Origin of the sequence: Yinghuangia seranimata (assembly GCF_029953285.1) — a bacterium.
Lineage (GTDB): Bacteria > Actinomycetota > Actinomycetes > Streptomycetales > Streptomycetaceae > Yinghuangia > Yinghuangia seranimata.
On record NZ_JASAOI010000054.1, the window covers coordinates 45307 to 69789 of the forward strand.

The following is a 24483-nucleotide window of genomic DNA, read 5'->3' on the forward strand; positions in this document are numbered from 1 at the left end:
ATATCAGGCGAACAGCCCGCGCAGGGGCGCCGAGTTCGCGGCCTTCAGCTCGTCGAGACCGACGGTGAACTGCCCCTGGATCTCCAGGGCGTCGCCGTCGACCACGCCGATGCGGGCGACCGGCAGGTGCCGCACGCGGCACATGTCGGTGAACCGCAGCTCCTCGCTGCGCGGGACCGCGACGACGGCCCGGCCGGCCGACTCGCTGAACAGCGCGACGAACGGGTCCAGCTCCTCGGGGAGCACGATCCGCGCGCCGTTGCCGCCGCGCAGGCACGCCTCGACGAGGGCCTGCGCGAGGCCGCCGTCGGCGAGGTCGTGCGCCGCGTCGACCATGCCGTCGCGCGAGCCGGCGATCAGCACCTCGGCGAGCAGCCGCTCGCGCTCGAGGTCGACCTTCGGCGGCAGGCCGCCGAGGTGGTTGTGCACGACGTCGGCCCACACCGACCCCGACAGCTCCTCACGGGTGTCGCCGAGGAGCAGGATGATCTGCCCCTCCTCGCGGAACCCGATGGGGGTGCGCCGGGTGACGTCGTCGATGACGCCGAGCACGCCGACCACCGGGGTCGGGTGGATGGCGATCTCGCCGGTCTGGTTGTAGAACGACACGTTGCCGCCGGTCACCGGGGTGCCAAGCACCTGGCAGGCGTCGGCGAGCCCGCGGCACGCCTCGGCGAACTGCCACATGACGCCCGGGTCCTCGGGCGAGCCGAAGTTGAGGCAGTCGGTGACCGCCAGCGGGCGGGCGCCGGTGGTGGCGACGTTGCGGTACGCCTCGGCGAGCGCCAGCTGGGCACCGGTGTACGGGTCGAGCTTGCAGAACCGCCCGTTGCCGTCGGTGGACACCGCGACGCCGAGGTTGGTCTCCTCGTCGACGCGGATCATGCCGGCGTCCTCGGGCTGCGCGAGCACCGTGTTGCCGAGCACGTACCGGTCGTACTGGTCGGTGATCCACGACTTGTCGGCCAGGTTGGGCGAGCCGGTGACCGCGAGCAGCGCGGCGCGCAGCTCGTCGCCGGTCCGCGGGCGCGGGAGCTGCTCGGAGCCGTCGGCCTGCAGCGCGTCCTGCCACGCGGGGCGCGCGATCGGGCGCTCGTAGACCGGGCCCTCGTGCGCGACGGTGCGCGGCGGGACGTCGACGATCTGCTCGCCGTGCCAGAAGATCTCCAGCCGGTCGCCGTCGGTGACCTCGCCGATGACCGTCGCGATGACGTCCCACTTGGCGCAGATCTCCAGGAAGCGTTCGACCTTCCCGGGCTCGACGATGGCGCACATGCGCTCCTGCGACTCGCTCATGAGGATCTCCTCGGGAGCGAGCGTGGCGTCGCGCAGCGGCACCTTGTCGAGGTCGACACGCATGCCGCCGGAGCCGGCCGAGGCGAGCTCGGAGGTGGCGCACGACAGGCCCGCGCCGCCGAGGTCCTGGATGCCGGTGACCAGGTCCTCGGCGAAGACCTCGAGCGTGCACTCGATGAGCAGCTTCTCCTGGAACGGGTCGCCGACCTGGACCGCGGGGCGCTTGGCCGGGCCGTCCGCGTCGAACGTCTCGGAGGCGAGCACCGACACGCCGCCGATGCCGTCGCCGCCGGTGCGGGCGCCGTACAGGATCACCAGGTTGCCGGTGCCGGACGCCTTCGCCAGGTGGATGTCCTCGTGCTTCATGACGCCCACGCACAGCGCGTTGACCAGCGGGTTGCCCTGGTAGCACGGGTCGAAGACGACCTCGCCGCCGATGTTCGGCAGGCCGAGGCAGTTGCCGTAGCCGCCGATGCCGGAGACGACGCCGGGCAGCACGCGGCGGGTGTCCGGGTGGTCGGCCGCGCCGAACCGCAGCGGGTCCATGACCGCGACCGGGCGGGCGCCCATCGCGAGGATGTCGCGGACGATGCCGCCGATGCCGGTGGCCGCGCCCTGGTAGGGCTCGACGTAGCTCGGGTGGTTGTGCGACTCGACCTTGAAGGTCACCGCGTAGCCCTGGCCGACGTCGACGACGCCGGCGTTCTCGCCGATGCCGACGAGCATGGCGTCGGACGCGGGGGCCTTCTCGCCGAACTGGCGCAGGTGCACCTTGCTCGACTTGTACGAGCAGTGCTCCGACCACATGACCGAGTACATCGCCAGCTCGGAGCTGGTCGGGCGGCGGTCGAGGATCGTGACGATGCGCTGGTACTCGTCGTCCTTGAGCCCGAGCTCCGTGTACGGCTGACCGAAAGTGTGCGCGCCGACCGGTCCGTCCTGGAGCCAGCCGCGGTCCTTCGAGTCGTCCTGGGCCTTGACGACCGTGTCGAGACTCATGCGCCTACCAACTTCTTCAGTACGGAGGTGAAGAACCCGAGGCCGTCCGTGGTGGGGCCGGTCAGCGGCTCCACGGCGTGCTCGGGGTGCGGCATCAGGCCGACGACGTTGCCCGCCGCGTTGCTGATCCCGGCGATGTCGCGGCGCGAACCGTTCGGGTTGAGCTCGAGGTAGCGGGCGACGACCCGGCCCTCCGCCTCCAGCATGTCGAGCGTGCGCTCGTCGGCGACGTAGCCGCCCTCGCCGTTCTTGAGCGGGACGACGATCTCCTGGCCGGCCTCGTAGGACGAGGTCCACGCGGTGTCGGAGGTCTCGATCCGCAGCCGCTGGTCGCGGCAGATGAAGTGGAGGTGGTCGTTGCGGGTCAGGGCGCCCGGCAGCAGGTGCGACTCGCAAAGGATCTGGAAGCCGTTGCAGATGCCGAGCACGGGGAGCCCGCCCTGCGCCTCGGAGATGATCGTCTCCATGACCGGCGAGAACCGCGAGATCGCGCCGCAGCGCAGGTAGTCGCCGTAGCTGAAGCCACCGGGGAGGACGACGCCGTCGACGCCGTGCAGGCTGCTGTCACCGTGCCACAGGGCGACCGGCTCGGCCCCGGCGATGCGGACCGCGCGCTGCGCGTCCCGGTCGTCGAGGGAGCCGGGGAAGGTGACGACACCGATCCGAGCGGTCACTGGTCCTCGACCCTTACGGTGAAGTCTTCGATGACGGTGTTGGCCAGGAAGGTCTCCGCGGCTTCGCGAATGCGCGCGAGTGCGGCATCGTCGACCGGGCCTTCGACTTCGAGTTCGAATCGCTTGCCCTGCCGGACATCGCTGATCCCGGAGAATCCGAGGCGCGGCAGTGCACGCTGCACGGCCTGGCCCTGGGGATCGAGAATTTCCGGCTTGAGCATGACGTCGACGACGACGCGTGCCACGCGCACTCCCACTGTGCTGGTGCGGGCCGGTCCACCGTTGCGGGTCTGCAGCGGTGCGGCCCTGCTGCTGGATCTCGGGGCCGGGTAGGACCCCCTCTTCGGCAGGCCCCAGCCTACCGGGGCGGCTTCCGTGCCCCCTGCGCGGAGGTCGGGTTATCCACAGCGGGCCGGTTGTCCACAGGCTGTGGGCTGTGGACAACCGGGATCCGGGCAGCGCGGCGACGCCGTTCAGATGATCCGATCACCCGGTTCGACCTGCGTGAATGTCAACAAATTGCCGAGTCGTCGAGGGTGACACGTGCACCGGGCGGCGCACTCACCCACAGGAGGCGCGAGTTTTCCACAGGGTGTGGACAACACCGGTCCACACGCTCCGCACACCGGCGCGTACCGCGCGCACACGGCTCGCGGCCGACGGGCCGCCCGCCCCCGCGCCACACCGGGGGGCGCGACCCGCGCGGGGAGCGCGCAAGGGGCGTGCGTTCCGCTTCCCGTGGGCCGGCAGACCTTGACGGCAACACGCCACGCCCGCGAATATCGGCAACCCGGGGAATTGAATGTCCGGGCAGTAAATTATCGGAAGCGGCGCCAAGATCGCACCGACTCAACCGTTTGTCGCCTCATGTCGCGCGCTTATACTCGACATTGAGGCATTCCTAATTCCTCAGGTCATCGCCGGAAGGACACCGTCATGGCCCAGCGCGTAGTGGTGACGCTGCAAGACGACATCGACGGCAGCGCGGCGGCGGAGACCATCCGCTTCGGCCTCGACGGCAAGTCGTACGAAATCGACCTGTCCGAGGACCACGCCCGCCAGATGCGTGAACTGCTGGGTCGCTACGTCGACGCCGCGCGCCGCACCGCCAAGTCGGGCAAGCCTTTCAAGCAGACCACCGTCGCGCCCGACCCGGCCGCGGTCCGCGCGTGGGCCCGTGCGCAGGGCATGGACGTCCCCACCCGCGGGCGTATTCCGAGCAGCATCTACCGGGAATTCGAAGCCGCGAACTGAGCGGCCGGCGGGGCGTCGTCGGCACTCGATTCAGCAGACTTAACGGCGATTTCCGACATCTGCCGACGTATCGCTTCGGCGGTGGCCACGACGCCCTCGTTGCTCCGCTAGAGTTCTTCTCGCACGCCGGGTTCGCCCGGAGCGCGCAGGTGTAGCTCAGTGGCAGAGCGCCCCCTTTCCAAGGGGGAGACGCAGTGTTCGATCCCTGTCACCTGCTCGGCCTTGACCGGCCCCGGAAGCGGTGGTCACGACCACCCGCACCGATGGGGTAGAGTTAGGGCACGACGAGGGCGCAAGTCCAAGTCACGCGGACGTGGCTCAGTTGGTAGAGCATCACCTTGCCAAGGTGAGGGTCGCGAGTTCGAATCTCGTCGTCCGCTCAGATGAAGGCCGGACCATCGAAAGATGGTCCGGCCTTCTGCGTTGTCCGGTAATCCGATCAGGCGCACCGGGCCCGGGGGGGGCCGCCCGGGGGGGGCGGCGCGGGGGGGGGGGGGGGGGGGCCCGGGGGGGGCCCCGCGCCCCGGGCCCCCCCCCCCCCCGGGGCGCGCGCCGGGGGGGCGGCCCCGGGCCGGGGAAGCGGTCAGGCCCAGCGGCGGCCGGTCAGCCGCTCGTACGCCTCGGCGTACTTGGCGTGCGTGCGCTCGACGACCGCGGGCGGCAGGGCCGGCGGCGGCGTCTCCGACTTGCGGTCCCAGCCGGACTCCGGCGAGGCGAGCCAGTCGCGCACGTACTGCTTGTCGAACGACGGCTGCGCGTGGCCCGGTTCCCACTGGTCGGCAGGCCAGAAGCGCGACGAGTCCGGCGTCAGGACCTCGTCGGCGAGCACCAGCGTGCCGTCCTCGTTCAGCCCGAACTCGAACTTCGTGTCCGCCAGGATGACCCCGCGGTCGCGCGCGATGTCGCGGGCCCGCGTGTAGACGGCGAGCGTCGCCTGCCGCAGCTGCGTCGCGAGTTCGGCACCGACCTGGGCGGCGACCTGGTCGTACGTCACGTTCTCGTCGTGCTCGCCGACCTCGGCCTTGGTGGCCGGCGTGAAGATCGGCGCGGGCAGCTCCGAACCGTCCACCAGGCCCTCGGGAAGCGTGACGCCGCACACGGTGCGGTGCTCGCGGTACTCCTCGAGCCCCGACCCCGCGAGGTAGCCGCGCGCGACGCACTCGACCGGCACCATGTCCAGGCGGCGGCAGATCAGCGTGCGGCCGGCCCAGTCGGCGGGCGCGCCGTCCGGCAGCTCGGTCGAGAGCACGTGGTTCGGGTAGAGGTCGCTGAGCAGGTCGAACCACCACAGCGACAGCGACGTCAGGATGCGGCCCTTCTCCGGGATCTCCGGGTCCAGCACCCAGTCGAACGCGGACACGCGGTTGCTGGCGACCATCACCAGGTTCCCCTGCGCGTCGGTGTAGAGGTCGCGGACCTTTCCGGTGTGGATGTGGGTGAGTCCGGGGACCTCGACAGGCTCGGGCTTGGTGACGAAACCGCTCACAAGTAATCCCTTGGTTCGCTGCTCGGCTCGGCGCCGGGGCGGTCCCGCCACGGCGCCAGGTGCCCGGCGAGTCTTTCACGCGGCTTTGCGGAGCCGGTCGAACAGGTTCTTCGTGGCCCGCTGAATGCGCTCGTCCTGGAACCTGGGGTGGTTGAGGGCGAGCGCCCAGTTGAAGGTCCCGGCGCAGAACAGCAGCGTGCCGTCGGAGCGTTCGTACAGCGACGTGCTCTGCACCTGGTGCGCGCCGCTGCGCAGCGTGTACGGCGACCGCGACAGGAGCGTCTGCCGGACGTCCGACGGCACCGCGACCCCCGACTCGACGCCGTCCGCCTCGCCGCCGACGACGCCCGCGATCGTGTCGCCGTCCCGCACCCCCGTGCCCTGCCACAGCCAGTGCTCGGCCGAGCTGACCACCAGCGGCGTCGGCGCGGCGACGATGCCGTTGTACTGGACGCCGAGGAACTCCTGCTCGGGACGCCGGATCCGGCGCCACTGGTCGGTCGCCGCGGACAGCGACGGCGCGCCCGGATCGGCGTCCTCCCGCCAGCAGTTCATGACCCGGTGGCCGGTGCCGCGCGCGTTCGCCTCGAACCGGACATTCCAGTACATGTTGTTGGCGGTCAGCCACGCCTGCCCGACGCGCGCCTTCTGCGCCTCCTCCACGACCTTCCTTATCGGCTCCGACCAGTACTCGTCGTGCCCGCAGAAGACGAGCGCCCGGTACCAGGACGGGTCGACGCGGCCGGTCTCGACGTCGATCGTCGACGCGTACGTGACGTCGTAGCCCGAACGCTCCATCCAGACGATCGCGTTCTGGTCGAGGTCGAACCGGCTCGGAATACCGTCGTCCATGTACGGGCGGTCGAACGAGACCTTCCGGGCGCGCGCCTGATAGGTGTTCGTGCCGCCGGGGCCGTAGCCGTAGTAGAGGCTCTTCCCGGCACGGCCGTCCAACGGGTACTGGTTGTAAGCCTGGTAGGTCGAGAACGGCAGCACGACCAGGAAGTCCGACGAGCGGTGGTCGTCCCGAACCACGAACACCGTGTAGCTGCGGTTGCCGCGCTCGTCGTCGAACACGGCCAGATACGCGCCCGACGTCCAGTCGTTCGGCACGTTCAGCGTCCATCCGACCGGCCAGTCGCAGGACAGCATGCCGCTGGACTCCTCCAACACGGCGCGCGCGCCAGGCTTTCCGGTCAGCCGCGGGCTGGTCAGCAGGTGCCGCGCGCCGGCGCCGTCGTAGTGGCCGAGCCGGTAGACGCCGACGGTGTACGGCCCGCCCGGATGGACCGCGACGTGGAAGTCGAGGGCCCCGCCCACCGGCACGCTCGTCGCCGACGCGTAGCCCTTGATCTGGTGCGCGCTGTCGTTCGCCGCCCGGATCCCGCCCCGGCCCACCTTCCACGCGGTGCTGCCGCGCCGGGCGTTCTCCGTCGCGATCCGCCGCGGGTCCGACGGCGGCACCGCCCGGGCCCGCTCCGACGGCGGCAGCAACGCGGGCGCCGACACCGACGCCTGCGCCGTAGGCGCCACCTCGCGCACCGCCGCGGCCTCACGCTCCGGCGTCCCCCGCCACCACAGGAGCCCCACCGCCGCGGCCCCGACGGCCCCCAACGCGCCCAGCGCCCCGCGCCGACTCACCAACGGCACCTTGCAGCTCCTGCCTGGCCGGTACGCGGACGCCGCGCCCTCCGACCGCTCGTGCGTTCACCCATGCGGTCGGCCGCGACGACGCGAACACCCGTCGACTGACCGGATTTTTCCGGTTTTATACCACTACACACGCACGGCCAGTCCGGCCATCCGGGCGGGAAATGTGACTGTCAGTCATGACCCGGACACCATACTCACGCCCACCACCCCGAACAGCGCACCACGAACCCGAGGTTCGCCCACCCGAGTGACGCCCCGACGGGAACCCCCGCCCCAACGCAGGTGACGCGGACCGGACCTCGAACGAACGGGCCCCTCGACGAACCCCCCGCGGACTCCGACACAAGCCGTCGCACAACACGAACCAGCCCGCCGCCCACATGCCTGACGTGGCGTAAGCGCGACGTGGTCACGACCAACCGACCATGCCCGCTCCACCAGGCGAGCCGGTGGAGGTGGCACGTTCCGGGGTCCACCGGGCGGCGTGTTGGAGGTTCGTCGGGTCAGAGGCGGATGGGCTCGGCTGTGCGGACGCCGATGCCGTCGAGCCAGCGTCTCAACGGGCGGTCGTCGTGGTCGTCTACGGCTTGGCCTACGAGGCCTGCCACGTCGGCGACGCGGCCGGACTGGTCGACGAGGACGGCGCCGTCGAGCCAGTCGACGGCCGGGCGCATGCGGCCGGTGTCGACGGCGGCGCAGGCGACGAGGGCGATCACGTGCTCGGTCATCCGCTCCGGGTCGAAGCCCGACGGGTCGCCCGTACCTGCGCCGTCGCGGATGCGGTCGAGGACGCGTCCGACGTTGGCCGGGCCCGGGCGGCCGTCGGAGGCGTCGAGCGCGTCGACCAGTACCGTCGCCCGCGCGCGCCAGATCGGTTCGATGACGCGGGACGGGTAGTCCGCCCAGCCGACCGGCTGCCGCGAGGCCCGGTCGGCGAAGATGTCGGCGGCGAGCCGGGAGACCTGCGCGTCCACCCGCTCGGGCGACAGCAGCAGGTCGCTGGCGGGCCGGTCGGCGAGCCGGGCCCCGAACACGTCGGCGAGCCGGTCGCGCTGCGACAGTTCGGTCAGCGCGGCCACGACGCCGGCCATCAGCGCGTCGGGGTAGCTGCCGAGGTTCCAGGCGGGCGCCGCCAGCCGCGTGAGCAGCCGGTCCCAGCCGGCGTACGCGAGCCCGACCTGCTCGTGCGCGGTGGCCCGCAGCACCGCGTCCAGGTCCTGCGCGCGCGTGGACGCCCACGCCGCGACGTCGCGCTCCATGGTCTCGGCCTGACCGCGCGTCAGGTCCAGCAGCTGGCGGGCGAACGCGCGCGGGACCCGGCGCAGCGGCGCGGTCCACGGCGCGACCTTGGCCGGCCGCACGCGCGCCGCGTACGGGTGCGCCAGCGCGTCGAGGCGCCGCACCCACGCGCGGGCCGCGGCGATGTGCGGGTCGGCCGACGGCTCGGTCCCGGCGACGACCGGCGCCAGCAGCGCCCGCAGCTCGCCCACCCGCAGCCACCACAGGAACGGCGCGCCGACCACCAGCACGGTGCGCCGCCGCCGCAGCCCGAACCACCGGCCGCCGCCCTGCTCCAGCCAGCTGTCGCATTCGGGGCAGACCCGGACCTCGTCGGGCTCGGGCACGCGCAGGTCGGCGGCCAGCTCGCGGATCATGCCGTGGAACTCCGGCGCGGCCTCGCGCGGCAGCGGCACCGCGGCGCTCGCGGGCCGGCGTACGAGCAGGAGCCCGAGCGCCGCCCACACGAGGACACCGGTGAGCACCACGGCGGCGACGGCCAGCACGGTGCCCGCCCCACCGCTGCCGGCGCTGCGGGCCGCCCCGACGAGGAGCAGCGCGGCCGCGCCGACGGCGCACACGGTCGCTCCCGTGCGCAGCCGCAGCACACTTCTGGCCCGCGCACGGGCTTCGGCGGCACCGGTCACCCGTTCGCCCCCATCCACGATCCGGGGATCACTCGACTCGGCCCGCCCGATGACGACCCGTGCTCGCACGATAATGCGACGAGTTCCCTGGATCATCCGGTTCGGCACGAACTCCATCCGCAGGAGTGAGCGACGCGCCGATTCGAAGGGGCCGACCGGCCCACAGTACGACTGTCCGACCGGAGTTGCGGGCGGCAGTGCGCCCCGCACGACGGAAGCCGCCCGACGAACCGGCGCCCGCAAAAGGCACGGGCGGCCGGGCCGAAGCCCGACCGCCCGAAAGCAGAACGCCACACGCCGCCGCAAAAGGCGGCGCCGCGTCAGACGCTGATCTCGCCCTTGACCGCCCGCGCCGCGATGTCCGACCGGTAGTGCGACCCGGCGAGCCGCACCCGCGCGACCGCCTCGTACGCCCGGTCCCGCGCCGTCGCCAGCGTGTCGGCCGTCGCCGTCACCGAAAGCACGCGCCCTCCGGACGACAGCACCGTGCCGTCCTCGGCGCGCCGCGTCCCGGCGTGCAGGACGTACGCGTCGGTGACCTGACCGACCTCGTCCAGCCCCTCGACGGGGTCGCCGGTGCGCGGCGTCCCCGGGTAGTTCTCGGCGGCCACCACGATCGTGACGGCGGCACCCTCGCGCCAGCGCAGCGGCTCCAGGTCGCCGAGCCGCCCGACCGCGCTCGCGTGCAGCACCGACGCCAGCGGCGTCTTCAGACGCGCCAGCACCACCTGCGTCTCGGGGTCGCCGAACCGGCAGTTGAACTCGATGACCCGCGGGCCGCGCGACGTCAGCGCCAGGCCCACGAACAGCACACCGGAGAACGGCGTGCCGCGGCGGCGCATCTCGTCGATGGTCGGCTTCACGACCGTGGCCATCAGGTCCTCGACCAGCCCGTCGGGCGCCCACGGCAGCGGCGAGTACGCGCCCATGCCGCCGGTGTTCGGGCCCGCGTCGTCGTCGCCGACCCGCTTGAAGTCCTGCGCGGGCTGCAGCGCCACCGAGTCCGTCCCGTCGGTGATCGCGAACAGCGACACCTCGGGCCCGTCGAGGAACTCCTCGATGACCACGCGCTCGCACGACGCGGCGTGCTCGCGCGCGGCGTCGAGGTCCTCGGTCACGACGACGCCCTTGCCGGCGGCGAGGCCGTCGTCCTTGACGACGTACGGCGGGCCGAACGCGTCCAGCGCGGCGTCGACCTCCTCCGGCGTCGTGCACACGTAGGAACGCGCGGTCGGCACGCCGGCGGCGGCCATGACCTCCTTGGCGAACGCCTTGGAGCCTTCCAGGCGCGCGGCGGTGCCGGACGGCCCGAAGCACGCGATCCCGCGCGCCCGCACCGCGTCGGCGGCGCCGGCCACCAGGGGGCCTTCGGGTCCGACGACGACCAGGTCGACGCCGAGCTCGGCGGCCAGGTCCGCGACGGCGGCGGCGTTCGCCGCGTCGACCTGACGCAGTTCGGCGATGTCGGCGATCCCGGCGTTGCCGGGCGCGCAGTAGAGGGAGTCGACCGCGGGGTCGAGGGACAGCGAGCGGCACAGCGCGTGCTCGCGGGCACCGCTACCGATGACGAGGACCTTCACGGGGTCGAGCGTAGTGCCCCGCCGGACGGGCTCTTCAGGCCGTTGGTCCCGGCTGGTCCCGGACGGGCCCTGATGACCGGAAATCGGCCGGGGAGATCAAGGTCATCTCACCGCAGACCACCGCGAAAAGGCGACCCGGTTTACGCATTGCGAACAAGCTGTTCAATTGGCCTTGGGATGGAATATGAAATTTAGGCCAACCAACGGCTACGGGGACCCCCAAAAAGGCACATAACATACCCGCCGGGTTGTCCGGAAGCGTACTTCCACCCTTCCCTACGATCGGTTGGCCCGGCTAGCATGCGCATCCGTATTGGCGTCTTCGTTCCGCCGCGCACCCTCGCGGATACACAGCCGAAGGCGCCTGGGTGGGATACTTCAAATCGGAGTGAACATGCTTCGCAAACGCATATACGCGATGTCGGCCACCATGGCCGTCGCGGCTGCCCTGTCGACCGGCACCGCAATCGCCGAGCCGTCGGCCACAGGTCCGACGAAAGACAAGAAGCACTGCGTCTATAACGTCGACACCAAGGTGGCCAGGTGCTACGCGACCCTGGCCGAGGCGCATGCGCCAGGGGCCGACGGCTCCCCGTCCGCGCGCGGCACCCTCACGGCCAGCGGAAGCGCCTACCTGGCGTTCATGTACGACGCCAATGGCGCGTCGCTCACGCTGACAAACACCAACGGGTGCAGCCAGAAGTCTGCCGAGAATATCCCCGGCTGGTGGAACGACCGGATGACTTCGGTTGACTCCTATTGCTACATGACGTTCTATCAAAACGCCTGGCAGGGCGGCGCGGGCTGGGGCGTGGTTCCGGGCCCCAATTACGCGCCGAACTGGTTCTATGCGGTGGCGTCCTCGTACAAAGTCCTGTAACACCTAGGCGGGTCAGCCGGCCTTTCCGGACTTCGGCGCCAGCGGCGCCAGCGGCGGCAGGCCGGCGTCACGGCAGAAGTGCGGATCCGCCGGGAACACCGCTGCGAAGTCCTCGACGACGCAGACCACGAACTCGGGCACCGGGGACGGCGTCTGCGGCGGTTTGCCGCCGACGACCGGGCGCGGAGCCCCCGGCCGCAAGAGCCCGACCGCCCACATATCGGCGCACTGCTCCACGGCGAACTGCGAGTTGTCGGCTTGGTCCACCCGGACCAGGGTGGTGCCGTGGAACGGCCGGGCCTTCAAGTCGGTGTCCGTGTAGCAGCGGACACCTTCGATGTGCGCCGGCGACTTCGCGTCCGGATACACCAGCGCGACGGCGACGCCCGTCGATGCGGTCAGGAAGACGGTCAGTGGCACCCACCACTTGCGCCGGGCCCAGCCGGTGAGTGACCGGCGCGGTGTCGGCCCGACCCCTGTACGGGTCGACACCGCGCCGGGGCGGGAGACGAGGATGTCCTCGAGGGTGTAGCGGGCCCGGTCGGAGAGTTCGGCGGGGAGGTCGGGCGCTGGGTCGTTCGGTTGCATCAGCGCGCGGACGTCGTCCGTCAGACGCATCGCTCCTCCAACCCCACTCGCACGGGCACCTTCGGGTCGTCCCGAGGGTCCTCGTTGTCCACGTCCTGCCGGTCAAGCGCGTTGCGGAGGCGGCGTTTAGCGCGGTAGAGGCGCGCGGTGAAGGCGGGTACGGAGCAGCCCATCACCTTGGCCGCCGACGATATGTCGAGGGCCTCCCAGCCGACGAGCGCGAGGACCTCGCGGTCGGTTTCGCCCAGGCTCTGCCAGGCGGTGACGACGGTGTCCCGTTCGGCGGCCTGTTCGGCCAGGTCGCGGCCCGGCTGGTCGCGTTCGACCATGAGCCGGGCCTCGAGCTGCTGCCCCCGGTTCTCCGAGCGCAGGAAGTTCTGCACGACGCCGCGGCCGACTCCGTAGAGCCACGGCAGAGGGTCCAGCCGCGGCACGGTCTCCCAGCGCCGCCACGCAATCAGGAAGACCTCGGCCGCGACGTCGTGTGCGGTGTCGGGACCGACACGGCGCCAGGCGTAACGGAACACGGCGTTGTAATGCTCCCGGTATAGATCCCGGAACGCCTCGTCCCGCCCCACCTGCACCCCCTGCCCCTTCACCGTCGCCTGTCTATGTCCGGGTGCCCCCGGTTCCTTGCAGGGTCGGCGGAACTTTTTTGGAAAGTTCCTCGAGGTGCGGGGACGAAGCGGACAGATGCCCGCCAATTGGTGTGACGGTACGTCAGAAACACGGCCGGGGCGAGCGGAAATCCGCGCGCCCCGCCCGGTGGTGCGGCTCCGCGTCAGGCGAAGACGATCATCGACCCCTGTCCGACGCTCAGCTGCGCAGCCCGGTACAGGACCGCCCACACGTGCCGCTCGCGGGCGTACGGCGAGGCGTCGTACGTCGGCGCGGGGCGCGGCGGGTCGAGCAGGTCCACGCCGATGTACGGCGCCAGGTCCTCCAGTTCACGGAGCATGCCGAGGCTGGACCCGAGCGGCCCGCCGTCCTCCGGCAGCGGCTCGTCGATCAGCGGCCGCGGGAAGTCGACGGGCAGGTAGGCCCCGGCGTGGTCGTAGTGCCACACCAGGTGGGAGTGCTGCGCGGCGGCCTCGAAGGTCTCCAGGAGCTGGTCGTAGTCCGCGCCGAGGCTGTCGACGGGGGTGACGGGGAACCCGGTGCGGTGCAGCAGGTAGGCGCGCCGGAGGTAGTGCAGGGAGTCGTGGTCGAAGGCGCCGACCGCCCACACGCCCTTCTCGAGGCCTTCGGACCAGCTGCGCACCGGGATGACGGGCAGGCCACTGGCCGTCAGGACGGCGTCGTAGGCCGCCAGTTCGTCCTTGAAGGGGTTTTCCGGGCTGTGGCACAGCGCCTCGACGAGCGGTACGAGCCAGACGTCACAGTCCACAGCGGAGCTCCCAGGGCGATACGGGCGGGCGCGGTGGACAAACGCTAGCCGAGGTCGCCGGGTCCGTCTCCGACGAGGCGGCGTGCGAAGTCGCGCTGTCCGGCCAGGCAGTCGCGCATGATCGCCTGCGCGGCGTCGGGGTCGTGCGCGGCGAGCCGGTCGACCAGCTCGCGGTGCCGCCGCCACGCGCCGGCAGGGCCGGTCGCGGCACGCAGGTGCGGGCCGAGGTACATCCAGGCCTGGACACGCAGCAGGCGCAGCATGCCGACCAGCCGTTCGTTGCCGCACAGCCGGCCGATCTCGGCGAAGAAGCGCCGGTCGACGAGGGCGGTCTCGTTGGTGTCGCCGTACCAGCGCGCGGCGTCGAGCCGGTCGGCGAGCAGCGCGAGGCCGGGCACGGCCTCGTCGGGCACGGTGCGCGCGACGCGGCCGATGAGCGGGACGGCGATGAGCTTGCGGGCCTCGACTATCTCGGTGAAGTCGACCCAGGTGTAGCGCGGCACCTGGAAGCCTCGGTGGTGGCCGCCGGTGAAGAGGCCGTGGGCGGCCAGGTGGATGAGCGCTTCGCGGACGGGGGTGGCGGACACCCCGAAGCGGCGCGCGGCGTCGTTGACGGTCAGCGAGGCGCCCGCTGGGAGGCGTCCGCTGACCAGGTCGTCGCTGAGCGCCTCGGCGATCTCTTCGCGCAGGCTGATGCGGCGTACCGCGCCCGCGAACGAGATGCCGGTGAACACGTCGGTCTCGGCCGGCTGCACGTAGGTCTCTTCTCACCCCGGCCGTCGGCGCCCCCGCGCCGACGGATATCCCCCATCGAGATCCGCTCGATCATATGGAATGAATGTCCGGATTGGGCAAGTAATGTTCTGGCAAAGCCGCGAGGGCCGCACCCACTCGGTCGAGCGGGCACGGCCCTCGGCACTGCTTCTGACGCGTCGTCAGCGGTGCGGCCTACGCCGGAATCACTCGCAGAACGCGTCCGCGACGGTGAGCGCCTCGTCGAGGATCGCCAGGCCCTCCTTGGCGTCCGCCTCGGTCGTCGTGCACGGCGGCACCACGTGCGTGCGGTTCATGTTGACGAACGGCCACAGGCCGCGCGCCTTGCACGCCGCCGCGAAGTCGTTCATCGCCTTCGCGTCCGCGCCCGCCGCGTTGTACGGCACCAGCGGCTCGCGGGTCTCCTTGTTCTTGACCAGCTCGACGGCCCAGAACACGCCCAGGCCGCGCACCTCGCCGACCGACGGGTGGCGCTCGGCCATCGCGCGCAGCTCGGGGCCGATCACCGACTCGCCGAGCCACTTGGCGTTCTCGACGATCTTCTCCTCGCGCATCGCGGTGATCGTCGCGACGGCGGCGGCGCACGCCAGCGGGTGGCCCGAGTAGGTCAGACCGCCCGGGAAGGGGCGCTCGCGGAACGTCTCGTAGATGGCGTCGGAGATGACCACGCCGCCCAGCGGCACGTAGCCGGAGTTCACGCCCTTGGCGAAGGTGATCAGGTCCGGGGTGACGCCCCAGTTGTCCACCGCGAACCAGGCGCCGGTGCGACCGAAGCCGGCCATGACCTCGTCGGCGATGAAGACGATGCCGTACTTGTCGCACAGCGCGCGCACGCCGGCCAGGTAGCCGGGCGGCGGGACCAGGATGCCGGCGGTGCCGACCACGGTCTCGAGCACGATCGCGGCGACCGTCGACGCGCCCTCGAACACGATGGTGTTCTCCAGGTGCGCGAGCGCGCGCTCGGTCTCCTGCGCCTCGTCCGCCGAGTAGAACGGCGAGCGGTAGGCGTACGGGCCGAAGAAGTGCACGATGCCGGACACACCGGTCTCGTTCGGCCAGCGGCGTGGGTCGCCGGTCAGGGCGATCGCGTTGGCGGTGGCGCCGTGGTACGAGCGGTAGGTCGACAGCACCTTCTGGCGGCCGGTGTGCAGGCGCGCCATGCGGATGGCGTTCTCGTTCGCCTCTGCGCCGCCGTTGGTGAAGAAGATCCGGTTCAGGTCGCCCGGCGCCAGCTCGGCGATGAGGCGGGCGGCCTCGCTGCGCGCGTCGTTGGCGAACGCGGGCTGGATCATGCAGAGCTTGTCGGCCTGCTCCTTGATCGCCGCGACGACCTTGGGGTGCTGGTGGCCGATGTTGGTGTTCACCAGCTGCGACGCGAAGTCGAGGTAGCGGTTGCCCTCGTAGTCCCAGAAGTAGGAACCTTCCGCTCCGGCGACCGGCAGGGGCGCGATGAGTCCCTGCGCGGACCAGGAATGGAAGACGTGCGCACGGTCTGCTTCGTACACGGCCTTTCCGGCCGCCGGGTCCACGATGGTCATGGGGCACAGCCTAAGCACCGCAAAACGTCCCGGACACCGGCACAGTGACAGCCGTTGCCCCCCGGGGCCGACATGGTGTCAGCCCCGGGGGTTCCGCTATGCGGAACAGCTCCGGACTAGTCCAGGAAGGACCGGATCGCGATCGTCTGGTCGCGGCCCGGGCCGACACCGATCGCCGAGATCGGCGCGCCCGACATCTCCTCCAGCGCCTTGACGTACGCCTGCGCGTTCTTCGGCAGGTCGTCGAACGTCTTGGCCTCGGTCAGGTCCTCCTGCCAGCCCGGCAGCATCTCGTAGACCGGCTTGGCGTGGTGGAAGTCCGACTGCGACATCGGCATCTCGTCGTGCCGCACGCCGTCGATCTCGTACGCGACGCAGACCGGGATCTGCTCCCAGCCGGTGAGCACGTCCAGCTTGGTGAGGAAGAAGTCGGTCAGGCCGTTCACCCGGGTCGCGTAACGCGCGATCACCGCGTCGAACCAGCCGCAGCGCCGGTCGCGCCCGGTGGTGACGCCGCGCTCGTGGCCGATGGTGCGCAGCTTGTCGCCGTCCTCGTCGAGCAGCTCGGTCGGGAACGGGCCCGATCCGACGCGTGTCGTGTACGCCTTGAGGATGCCGATGACCCGGCTGATCTTCGTGGGACCGATGCCGGAGCCCGCGCACGCACCGCCCGAGGTCGGGTTCGACGACGTCACGAACGGATAGGTGCCGTGGTCGACGTCGAGCAGCGTGCCCTGGCCGCCTTCGAGCAGCACGACCTTGCCGTCGTCGAGCGCCTTGTTGAGGATGTACGTCGTGTCGGCGACGTAGTCCTTGATCGCGTCGGCGTACTCCAGGTACTCCTCGACCACGGCCTGCACCGACAGCTCGCGCCGGTTGAACATCTTGACCAGCATCTGGTTCTTGTCGCGCAGCGCGGACTCGACCTTCTGCTGCAGGATGCCGGGGTCGAACAGGTCCTGGACGCGCAGCCCGACGCGGTTGATCTTGTCGGCGTACGCGGGACCGATGCCACGTCCGGTGGTACCGATCTTCCGGTTGCCGAGGAACCGTTCCGTCACCTTGTCGAGGGTGCGGTGGTAGGGCGTGATGAGATGCGCGTTGCCGGAGATCAGCAGCTTGGACGTGTCCACGTCCCGCTCCTGGAGCGTGCGGATCTCCTGGAGCAGCACACCGGGGTCGACGACGACTCCGTTGCCGATGACCGGGGTGCACCCCGGCGTGAGGATGCCGGAGGGCAGAAGGTGCAGCGCGTACTTCTGGTCCCCGATGACAACCGTGTGGCCGGCGTTGTTGCCGCCCTGGTATCGGACCACGTAGTCGACGGAACCGCCGAGCAGGTCGGTGGCCTTCCCCTTGCCCTCGTCTCCCCATTGGGCACCGACGAGCACGAGTGCGGGCATGAGGCGTACACCCCTTCCAGGCGGGGCATGTTTGTTCACGGGAGCCCCGGAAAGTCCAAGCCCCTTGACGCCTGCGCGCAAGGGGCTCTTGCGGGGAGAGGTTACCTGAGGAAGGACGACCGGTGTCGGCCGAGCGCGCGCTGCTCGTGATCACAGACCCCGCGGCACGCTCGGCGGACGGCGAGTCGGTACGGGTCGCGCTCGACGTTTTGCGGGCCGCGGCCCCCGCGAAGATCGTCGTTCCCACCGATTCGGCCGATCTCGAACGGGCGCTCGCGCGTCGCGGCCGTCGGCGTGTCGTGGTCGTCGCCGGCGACGGCGGACTGCACACCGTCGTGCGCCTCCTCGACCGCGCCGGCGAGCTAGCCGGGACGCCGCTCGGCGTCGTCCCGGTCGACACCCGCGCACTCCCGGCCGCCGCCGACGACGCGCACGCGATGGCCCACGCGCTGGGCCTGCCAAGCGAACCCGCGAAGGCGGCGCGCGTCGCGCTCGGCGAGCACGAGCGCCCGCACGACCTGTTGTGCGACGACCTCGGCGGGGTCGCGCTGCGCTCGGTGCGGATCGGGAACGGGGTGCGCGCGGCGCGTCCGGCGGCCGCGGCGGGGCTGGTCGGGCGGCGTGGCTGGCGGTCGATCTGGGACCGCGCGGCGCACACCGTGACGGCGGCGGTCGGGCCCGCGGGGCACCGGCTGCGCGTCGAGGCGGACGGCCGCGTCATCGCCGACGTCGACCAGCCGGTGCTCTCGGTGCATGTGGGATGTGACGATCGTGACATCTGCCCGGCAGTGTCCGTGAACGGGTCCGGCTCGCCGTCCGTAATCATGCAGGAACGGTCCGCCAACATCGCGGAGCCCGCTGTCGGCACCGCGACGGTGCTGGTGACGGCCTATCCCTCGGCGGGCCGCTTCGGTCTGCCGGCCCAGACGCGCGGGACCGCCGCCCGTCCCGCTCCGGGCGACGACGGCGACCCCGACGCCGGGCCGCCGCCCGCCGCGCACCTCGAGGTGCGGGCGCGCGAGATCACGGTGTGCGGACCGGACTTCACGTACGAGGCCGACAACCAGGCCACCGGGCCGGTACGGCTGCGGACGTGGACGCTGCGGCCGGGGGCGTGGCGGCTGTACGTGCCCGCGTCGAGCTGACGCCGGGCGGCGGAAGCCGGAAGCCGGGAGCGGCACGCAACAGGACGGCCCGCGGCGGCCGCGAGGCCGAACCGCGGGCCGTGCCCGACGGGTTGGCGTCAGCCCTCGAAGACGTCCGCGGCCGTCTTGCTGCTGTCGCGCAGGAACAGCGTGCAGCGCACCTGCTCCTCCTCCTCGCCGATCGCGCCGGCCGCGCGCGCGAGCGCGTGCAGGGCGGTCAGGAACCCGCGGTTCGGCTCGTGCTCCCACGGCACCGGGCCGTGGCCGCGCCAGCCCGCACGGCGCAGCGCGTCGAGGCCGCGGTGGTAGCCGGTACGGGCGTACGCGTAGGACTCCACGACGCTGTCCGCGGCGAACGCGCGGTCGGCCAGCGCCGCCCACGCCGCCGACGAGGTCGGGTACTTCGCGGCCACCTCGGCCGGGTCGGCGCCGGAGGCGAGCAGCGCGCGGCCGGGCTCGTCGGGCAGCAGGGTCGGGTCGGGCCCGCCGAACAGGTTCTGGTCCATCGTCGTCATGTGCCCATCCTGCACCGCCGCGCGAGCGTCGCCCCGCAGGAGGCCACCGGTGCCGCTATCGTCACAGGGCGAACGGTCGACCGGCCGTTCGAGGGGGCGTCGCAGGGATTCAGGATCATGGACACGCGGCAGCGCCGCACCCGGGTCGCGGCCGCGCTCGTCGCACTGGCCGCGGCGGTCACGCTTTCCGCGTGCGCGGAGAGCGGCGGCGCGGACCACGGCAAGGACAAGCGGCACCCTGGCGCGGGTCGGCCGGCGGACCGGGACGGGGCGGCCACCGCCTCGCCGGCGTCCGCGGCCAAGAAGGACCGGCACGGGCTGACCAGCTACCTGCCGGGCGCACCGCAGCACCTGCCGCTGCCGCCCTGGCACCGCTGAGCACGGCTGAGCCCGGCTGACCACGGCTGACCACGGCCGAACGCTGCTGGGCGCCCCCTGCCGAAAACGCGTACGGCCGCGGTCCGGCACCCCCCGAGGGTGTCGGACCGCGGCCGTTCCGTGCGCCGCGCCGAGGCGGCGCGTACGCGCCTTACTTGAGGCGGGTGCCCGCGGAACGCAGGTCCTGGCACGCCACGACGACGCGCTCGGCCATCGAGGTCTCGGCGGCCTTGCCGTACGAACGCGGGTCGTAGTGCTTCTTGTTGCCGACCTCGCCGTCGATCTTCAGCACGCCGTCGTAGTTGCGGAGCATGTGGTCCGCGATCGGGCGGGTGAAGGCGTACTGGGTGTCGGTGTCGACGTTCATCTTCACGACGCCGTAGTCGACGGCCTCGCGGATCTCCTCGAGCAGCGAGCCGGAGCCGCCGTGGAAGACCAGGTCGAACGCGCGCTCCTTGCCGTACTTGGCCTCGACCGCGTCCTGCAGCTCCTTGAGGATGCCGGGGCGCAGCTGGACGTTGCCGGGCTTGTAGACGCCGTGCACGTTGCCGAAGGTCGCAGCGAGCATGTAGCGGCCCTTGTCGCCCAGGCCGATCGCCTCGACGGTCTTCAGCGCGTCCTCGGCGGTCGTGTAGAGCTTGTCGTTGATCTCGTTGTCGACGCCGTCCTCCTCGCCGCCGACGACGCCGATCTCGAGCTCCATGATGATGCGCGCGGCGGCGCACTTGGCGAGGAGCTCCTGGGCGATGACCAGGTTCTCGTCCAGCGGCACGGCCGAGCCGTCCCACATGTGCGACTGGAAGAGCGGGTCGAGGCCCTTCTTGACGCGCTCGATCGAGATGTCGATCAGCGGACGCATGAAGCCGTCCAGCTTGTCCTTCGGGCAGTGGTCGGTGTGCAGGGCGACGTTGACCGAGTACTTCTCGGCGACGACCTTGGCGAACTCGGCGAACGCGACCGACCCGGTCACCATGTCCTTGACGGTGGTGCCGGACAGGAACTCCGCGCCACCGGTCGACACCTGGACGATGCCGTCGCTCTCCGCCTCGGCGAAGCCGCGGAGCGCGGCGTGCAGGGTCTGGGACGAGGTCACGTTGATCGCCGGGTAGGCGAAGCGACCGGCCTTCGCCCGGTCGAGCATCTCGGCGTAGACCTCGGGAGTTGCGATGGGCATGCGTATAGCTCCTCGTCAGACGAGACTGCGGCGATATGAGGGTTCGGCGCTCTGCGGCCGTATCCCCGCGTACCGGCCATCTTTCCAGACGGGGTATAGCGGCACAGCATCCCGGATGTCGCCCGTCGCGGAGCGCTCCGCACCTTCCGGGGATCAGCCGCGTTCGACGAGCTGCGCGGCCTTCCGCGCGGCGACCAGGATCGGGTCCCACACCGGGGAGAACGGCGGCGCGTAGCCGAGGTCGAGGGCCGTGAGGTCCTCGACGGTCATGTGCGCGGTCAGGGCCACGGCCGCCGTGTCGATCCGCTTCGCGGCGCCGTCGCGGCCGACGATCTGCACGCCGAGGAGGCGGCCGCTCTTGCGTTCGGCGAGCATCTTGACGGTCATCTTGTCGGCGCCCGGGTAGTAGCCGGCGCGGCCGGTCGACTCGATGACGGCGGTCACGTAGTGGAAGCCGGCGTGGTCGGCGTCCTTCTCGCGCAGGCCGGTGCGGGCGATCTCCAGGTCGCACACCTTGCTGACCGCGGTGCCGACGACGCCGGGGAACGTCGCGTAGTCGCCGCCGATGTTCATGCCGACCACCCGGCCCTGCTTGTTCGCGTGCGTCCCCAGTGCGATGTGCTGGAAGCGCCCGGAGACCAGGTTCAGCACCTCGACGCAGTCGCCGGCCGCCCAGACGCCCTCGTGCCGCGGGTCGCCGCCCCATACGTGCATGCGCAGGTCGGTGCGCAGCCCGCCGCTGTCGCCGAGCGGCAGGCCGGCGTCCCGGGCGAGGTCGGTGTTGGGGCGGACGCCCATGCCGAGCACGACGATGTCGGCCGGGTGCCGGCCGTTCGCGGTGCGGACCGCGGCGACCCGGCCGTCGGCGCCGGTCTCGACGGCCTGCACGTCGGCCTCGGTGACGACGTCGATCCCCATGGCCTCCATCTGCTCGTGCACCAGCACCCCCATGTCGGGGTCGAGCGTGGACATCGGCTGGCCGGCGCGGTCGAGCACGGTGACCTCGAGGCCGTGCCGCTTCATGGCCTCGGCCATCTCGACGCCGATGTAGCCGCCGCCGATGACGACCGCGCGGGCGCATTCCGGACCGAGGTCGGCGATCAGCGCGGCGCCGTCGTCGAGGGTCTGCACGCCGTGCACCCCCGGCGCGTCGATCCCGGGGATGCGCGGACGCAGCGGCGTCGCGCCGGTCGCCACGACGAGCTGGTCGAACCCGATGCGGTCGGCTTTCCCGGTCTCGACGTCGCGCACCGCCACCTCGCGCCGGTCGAGGTCGATCCCCTCGGCCTCGGTGCCTACGCGCACGTCGAGGCCGCGCTTGCGGTGCTCCTCCGGCGAGCGGACGATCAGCGCGTCCGGCCCGGCGACCGCGCCGCCGACCCAGTACGGGATGCCGCACGCCGAGTACGACGTGTAGCGGCCGCGCTCCAGGACGACGATGTCCAGGTCGTCGGGGCCGCGCCGCCTGCGGGCCTGTGCCGCCGCGCTGCCGCCCGCCGCGTCGCCGCCGATGACCACGAGTCGTTCCACGTTCCGCTCCTTACGTCCCCGGTGTCCCGGCCGTCCCGGATACCCCTCGGGTGCCCCCGTTGCACTGGGGCTGTCCCGACAACCAAGGCTGGGGTGCACCGGCTTCCCCGGAGACCGCGCAACGCGGATACCCTTCCGGAGTGGAAACCCTTGCTGTGAACCTGCTCGACGCCTCCTCGCTCATCACGACGTTCGGCCTCATCGGCATCTTCGTGATCATCTTCGCCGAGACGGGCCTGCTCGTCGGGTTCTTCTTCCCCGGCGACTCCATGCTGTTCCTGGCCGGCGTCGCCGCGTCCAGCTCCGCCGAAAAGGTGGTCGGCGCCAGCCTGTCGCTGCCGGGACTGCTGATCGGCGCACCGCTGTGCGCGATCGCGGGCGCGCAGCTGGGCCACCTGATCGGCGCCAAGGCCGGGCCGAAGATGTTCAGCAAGCCGAACTCCAAGCTGTTCAAGCAGGAGTACGTCGACAAGGCCGAGCACTACTTCGAGAAGTTCGGCCCGGCGAAGGCCGTGGTGCTGGCGCGGTTCATCCCGATCGTCCGCACGTTCCTGAACCCGGTCGCCGGCGTGCTCGAGATGCCCGCGCGGAAGTTCTTCGTCTGGAACGTCGTCGGCGGCGTGATCTGGACGATCGGCATCATCATGGCCGGCTACTGGCTCGGTGACGCGATCGGCGAGAGCATCGACAAGTACCTGCTGCCGGGCATCGCGGTGATCGTCCTGGTGTCGCTGCTGCCGATCTTCATCGAGGTGTTCCGCGAGCGCCGCGCGAAGAAGAACGCGCCGAGCACGGACGGCACCGCCGAGCAGGCCCGCCCGGTGAGCCACCGCCGCTGAGCCCGCCCGGCTTCTCCCCCTGTTCTCCCCCTGACGTGCGAAGCGCCCCCGGCCGATCCGGCCGGGGGCGCTTCGTCTGTCGGGGTCGCGGCGCGCGGGCTCAGCCGAGTCCGAGGTCGTCCAGCGTGTAGGCGGTGACGTAAGGCAGCCCGGCCTCGGCGATCGCGGGGGCGGCGCCGCGCTCGACGATCACCGCGACGCCGACCACGTCGGCCCCGGCCTCGCGCAGCGCCTCGACGGCTGCGAGCACCGACCCGCCGGTGGTGGAGGTGTCCTCGACGGCCAGCACGCGGCGGCCCGCGACGTCCGGGCCCTCGATGCGGCGCTGCAGGCCGTGCGCCTTGCCGGTCTTGCGGACGACGAACGCGTCGAGCTTGCGTCCCGCGGCGGCCGCGGCGTGCAGCATCGCGGCGGCGACCGGGTCGGCACCGAGCGTCAGGCCGCCGACCGCCTCGTAGTCCAGGTCCGCCGTCGCGTCGAGCATGACGCGGCCGACCAGCGGCGCGGCCTCCGCGTCGAGCGTGACGCGGCGCAGGTCGACGTAGTAGTCGGCCTCCTTGCCGGAGGACAGCGTGACCCGGCCGTGCACGACGGCCTTGTCCTTGATCTGGGCGAGCAGGGCATCGCGGTCGGCACTCATGGCGGAAAGCCTAGGGCCTGGTCGGGAGGCCTCCGGACAGGCCCTGACCCGCGGTGTGTGGCGCCGTCCCCCGCGGACGGGCGCGGGCTCCCGTCAGGAGTCCTTCTTCTCCGCGCGCTTGCGGCGGCGCCGGCTGCGGAGTGCGCGGCCGGTCAGCAGCGCGCCGACCAGCATCGCGGCCGGGGGGCCGAGGCGTCGGAGGACGCCGCGGTCGCGGGCCGGCTCCGGCTCGGCGGCGGGGACGACGACCACGGCCCGCGGGCGGGGCTCGGGGGCGGAGACGCGCGGTGTGGACGTGGTGGCCGGGCGTACCGGAACGACGTCGGGGACCTCCTGGTCGCGGACCGGGGCGAGTTCCTCGGTGAGCGCGGAGGCGAAGCGCTCGGCGAGCCGGTGCCAGGCGGCGGCCAGCTGCTCGGCCGGGAGGTCGGCGGTGCGGCCCTGGGCGGTGAGCGAGCCGTCGAACACCAGCTTGGTGTCGGTGCCCTCGTCGTCGAGCCGGATGGTCAGGACGGCCTTGACCGGCGCCTCGCCGCGGGCCTCGACGCCGTCGGCGGTGACGACGACCGCGAGCGGCAGGTCGTCGGCCTCGGCCACGGACGCGGTACCGCGGTAGGTGACGGTCGTGCCGCCGGCGCGCAGCCGCAGCCGCCCGGTGAGCAGGACGCCGTCGCCGCCGGTGCGCGGCGGTTCGTCGTTGGACAGCCCGGGCACGCACTCGGCGAGCCGCGCCGGATCGTGGAGGACGCCCCACACCAGCCGGACCGGAATCGGCACCACGACCTCGTACGCCATGGGTTCGTCCTCCTCCGCGCGGGCCCGGCG

23 protein-coding genes and 2 tRNA genes are annotated in these 24483 nt (G+C 71.8%); 7 read left to right on the forward strand and 18 right to left on the reverse strand.

Translation table 11 applies throughout. From position 1 onward, the window contains the following. Positions 1-3 precede the first annotated feature (3 nt). The 3 genes from purL to purS are packed head-to-tail and all read right to left on the reverse strand — an operon-like array spanning position 4 to position 3214. Positions 4-2295, reverse strand: a complete 2292-nt coding sequence (gene purL, locus QI554_RS32035) for a phosphoribosylformylglycinamidine synthase subunit PurL (RefSeq protein WP_281475125.1) — start codon at positions 2293-2295, stop codon at positions 4-6. Further along, on the reverse strand, positions 2292-2969 hold the full coding sequence (gene purQ / locus QI554_RS32040) for a phosphoribosylformylglycinamidine synthase subunit PurQ (protein WP_281475126.1): 678 nt from the start codon (positions 2967-2969) through the stop codon (positions 2292-2294). Before purQ ends, purL begins: the two co-directional genes overlap by 4 nt. Next, the gene (purS, locus tag QI554_RS32045; RefSeq protein WP_281475128.1) at positions 2966-3214 is read right to left on the reverse strand and encodes a phosphoribosylformylglycinamidine synthase subunit PurS; all 249 of its coding nucleotides are present in this window, start codon (positions 3212-3214) and stop codon (positions 2966-2968) included. Before purS ends, purQ begins: the two co-directional genes overlap by 4 nt. Positions 3215-3905: 691 nt before the next feature. Between purS and QI554_RS32050 the strand changes: the two genes are divergently transcribed. From QI554_RS32050 to QI554_RS32060, 3 genes are all read left to right on the forward strand, one after another. After that, positions 3906-4223, forward strand: a complete 318-nt coding sequence (locus QI554_RS32050) for a histone-like nucleoid-structuring protein Lsr2 (protein WP_281475129.1) — start codon at positions 3906-3908, stop codon at positions 4221-4223. A 145-nt stretch (positions 4224-4368) separates the two neighbouring features. Beyond that, positions 4369-4440, forward strand: a tRNA-Gly gene (locus QI554_RS32055). Positions 4441-4530: 90 nt separating this feature from the next. Beyond that, positions 4531-4603: transfer RNA gene (locus tag QI554_RS32060), tRNA-Gly, on the forward strand. Positions 4604-4806: 203 nt separating this feature from the next. Here QI554_RS32060 and QI554_RS32065 read toward each other — a convergent pair. The 4 genes from QI554_RS32065 to purD all read right to left on the reverse strand — a co-directional run bounded on the left by QI554_RS32065 (position 4807) and on the right by purD (position 10867). Beyond that, positions 4807-5709, reverse strand: a complete 903-nt coding sequence (locus QI554_RS32065) for a phosphoribosylaminoimidazolesuccinocarboxamide synthase (protein ID WP_281475131.1) — start codon at positions 5707-5709, stop codon at positions 4807-4809. Between the two features lie 75 nt (positions 5710-5784). Further along, complete coding sequence (locus QI554_RS32070; protein WP_281475133.1) at positions 5785-7350, reverse strand: N,N-dimethylformamidase beta subunit family domain-containing protein; 1566 nt, start codon at positions 7348-7350, stop codon at positions 5785-5787. 515 nt (positions 7351-7865) lie between these two features. Further along, positions 7866-9356 (reverse strand): hypothetical protein, encoded by a 1491-nt coding sequence (locus tag QI554_RS32075; RefSeq protein ID WP_281475135.1) that lies wholly within the window; start codon positions 9354-9356, stop codon positions 7866-7868. A gap of 251 nt (positions 9357-9607) precedes the next feature. Next, positions 9608-10867, reverse strand: a complete 1260-nt coding sequence (purD, locus tag QI554_RS32080) for a phosphoribosylamine--glycine ligase (RefSeq protein WP_281475137.1) — start codon at positions 10865-10867, stop codon at positions 9608-9610. 394 nt (positions 10868-11261) lie between these two features. Between purD and QI554_RS32085 the strand changes: the two genes are divergently transcribed. Further along, on the forward strand, positions 11262-11747 hold the full coding sequence (locus QI554_RS32085) for a hypothetical protein (RefSeq protein WP_281475140.1): 486 nt from the start codon (positions 11262-11264) through the stop codon (positions 11745-11747). Positions 11748-11759: 12 nt separating this feature from the next. Here QI554_RS32085 and QI554_RS32090 read toward each other — a convergent pair whose 3' ends face one another. The 6 genes from QI554_RS32090 to QI554_RS32115 all read right to left on the reverse strand — a co-directional run bounded on the left by QI554_RS32090 (position 11760) and on the right by QI554_RS32115 (position 17437). Beyond that, positions 11760-12365, reverse strand: coding sequence for a hypothetical protein (locus QI554_RS32090; RefSeq protein ID WP_281475142.1), 606 nt, complete (start codon positions 12363-12365; stop codon positions 11760-11762). Beyond that, on the reverse strand, positions 12356-12934 hold the full coding sequence (locus QI554_RS32095; protein WP_281475144.1) for an RNA polymerase sigma factor: 579 nt from the start codon (positions 12932-12934) through the stop codon (positions 12356-12358). The genes QI554_RS32090 and QI554_RS32095 overlap by 10 nt, the downstream gene beginning before the upstream one ends. Positions 12935-13116: 182 nt before the next feature. Beyond that, positions 13117-13722: a hypothetical protein gene (locus tag QI554_RS32100; protein WP_281475146.1), complete on the reverse strand. Its 606-nt coding sequence runs from the start codon at positions 13720-13722 to the stop codon at positions 13117-13119. 44 nt (positions 13723-13766) lie between these two features. After that, positions 13767-14477 (reverse strand): GntR family transcriptional regulator, encoded by a 711-nt coding sequence (locus QI554_RS32105; protein ID WP_281475148.1) that lies wholly within the window; start codon positions 14475-14477, stop codon positions 13767-13769. A 204-nt stretch (positions 14478-14681) separates the two neighbouring features. Beyond that, a complete protein-coding gene (locus QI554_RS32110) occupies positions 14682-16034 on the reverse strand; it encodes an aspartate aminotransferase family protein (protein ID WP_281475150.1) in 1353 nt (450 codons plus the stop codon). A gap of 116 nt (positions 16035-16150) precedes the next feature. Continuing rightward, complete coding sequence (locus tag QI554_RS32115; RefSeq protein ID WP_281475152.1) at positions 16151-17437, reverse strand: adenylosuccinate synthase; 1287 nt, start codon at positions 17435-17437, stop codon at positions 16151-16153. 122 nt (positions 17438-17559) lie between these two features. Here QI554_RS32115 and QI554_RS32120 point away from each other — a divergent pair, with 122 nt between their 5' ends. Beyond that, on the forward strand, positions 17560-18582 hold the full coding sequence (locus QI554_RS32120; RefSeq protein WP_281475154.1) for a diacylglycerol kinase family protein: 1023 nt from the start codon (positions 17560-17562) through the stop codon (positions 18580-18582). Positions 18583-18680: 98 nt separating this feature from the next. On the opposite strand, the gene QI554_RS32125 is transcribed toward QI554_RS32120, so the two are convergent. Continuing rightward, positions 18681-19097 carry a DUF3151 domain-containing protein gene (locus tag QI554_RS32125; protein ID WP_281475156.1) on the reverse strand — a complete coding sequence of 139 codons (417 nt, stop codon included), beginning with the start codon at positions 19095-19097 and terminating at the stop codon, positions 18681-18683. A gap of 117 nt (positions 19098-19214) precedes the next feature. On the opposite strand from QI554_RS32125, the gene QI554_RS32130 reads away from it, so the two are divergent. Then, positions 19215-19475 carry a hypothetical protein gene (locus tag QI554_RS32130; protein WP_281475158.1) on the forward strand — a complete coding sequence of 87 codons (261 nt, stop codon included), beginning with the start codon at positions 19215-19217 and terminating at the stop codon, positions 19473-19475. Between the two features lie 151 nt (positions 19476-19626). On the opposite strand, the gene fbaA is transcribed toward QI554_RS32130, so the two are convergent. Further along, entirely contained in the window at positions 19627-20649 is a 1023-nt protein-coding gene (fbaA, locus tag QI554_RS32135) for a class II fructose-bisphosphate aldolase (protein WP_281475160.1), read from the reverse strand. Positions 20650-20802: 153 nt separating this feature from the next. After that, positions 20803-22179 (reverse strand): FAD-dependent oxidoreductase, encoded by a 1377-nt coding sequence (locus QI554_RS32140; RefSeq protein WP_281475162.1) that lies wholly within the window; start codon positions 22177-22179, stop codon positions 20803-20805. Between the two features lie 140 nt (positions 22180-22319). On the opposite strand from QI554_RS32140, the gene QI554_RS32145 reads away from it, so the two are divergent. Next, positions 22320-23018, forward strand: a complete 699-nt coding sequence (locus QI554_RS32145; RefSeq protein ID WP_281475164.1) for a DedA family protein — start codon at positions 22320-22322, stop codon at positions 23016-23018. Between the two features lie 100 nt (positions 23019-23118). On the opposite strand, the gene pyrE is transcribed toward QI554_RS32145, so the two are convergent. Further along, positions 23119-23658 (reverse strand): orotate phosphoribosyltransferase, encoded by a 540-nt coding sequence (pyrE, locus tag QI554_RS32150; RefSeq protein WP_281475166.1) that lies wholly within the window; start codon positions 23656-23658, stop codon positions 23119-23121. Positions 23659-23751: 93 nt separating this feature from the next. Further along, the gene (locus tag QI554_RS32155; protein WP_281475168.1) at positions 23752-24453 is read right to left on the reverse strand and encodes an SRPBCC family protein; all 702 of its coding nucleotides are present in this window, start codon (positions 24451-24453) and stop codon (positions 23752-23754) included. Positions 24454-24483: the final 30 nt, after the last annotated feature.